Annotated in this window: 1 protein-coding gene; it reads right to left on the bottom strand. The window is 64.5% G+C overall.

The genetic code is table 11. The features are described from left to right. Positions 1-5: 5 nt before the first annotated feature. The coding region (locus tag HKK74_RS38900) for an FG-GAP repeat domain-containing protein (protein WP_222723277.1) at positions 6-608 on the bottom strand (603 nt) is incomplete at its 5' end.

Below are 608 nucleotides of genomic sequence, written 5' to 3'. Positions count from 1 at the left end.
TTCGGCTAGATGGTGAATCCGGTGGCGACGAGTTTGCTCTCGGCGCCGTCGTAGACCTTGGGCGCATTCCAGCCGAGGTTGCGGTAGGCCACCACGTCACCGTTGGGCCGGATCGAGATGATCTCCGCGCCGGCGGGGTCGCCGTTCAGATCACCGAACTTGGTTCGCACCGGGTCGGTGAACCCCGTCGCCACCAGCTTGTTCTGCCCGCTGTCATACACCCTGGCCGCGTTCCAGCCCAGATTCCGGTACGCCACCACATCATCGTTGGAACGCACCTGCACGAGCTCGACCCGGCCGTCATTGTCCACATCCGCGAACTTCGTCGACACCGGGTCGGTGAACCCCGTCGCCACCAGCTTGTTCTGCCCGCTGTCATACACCCTGGCCGCGTTCCAGCCCAGATTCCGGTACGCCACCACATCACCGTTCGAGCGCACCTGCACCAGCTCACCCAGGCCGTCACCGTCCACATCCGCGAACTTCGTCGACACCGGGTCACTGAACCCCGTCGCCACCAGCTTGTTCTGCCCGCTGTCATACACCCTGGCCGCGTTCCAGCCCAGATTCCGGTACGCCACCACATCACCGTTCGAGCGCACCTGCAC

Source organism: Actinomadura alba (assembly GCF_014323705.1).
GTDB classification, from domain to species: domain Bacteria; phylum Actinomycetota; class Actinomycetes; order Streptosporangiales; family Streptosporangiaceae; genus Actinomadura_C; species Actinomadura_C alba.
This window is presented reverse-complemented; position numbering and strand designations above follow the sequence as displayed.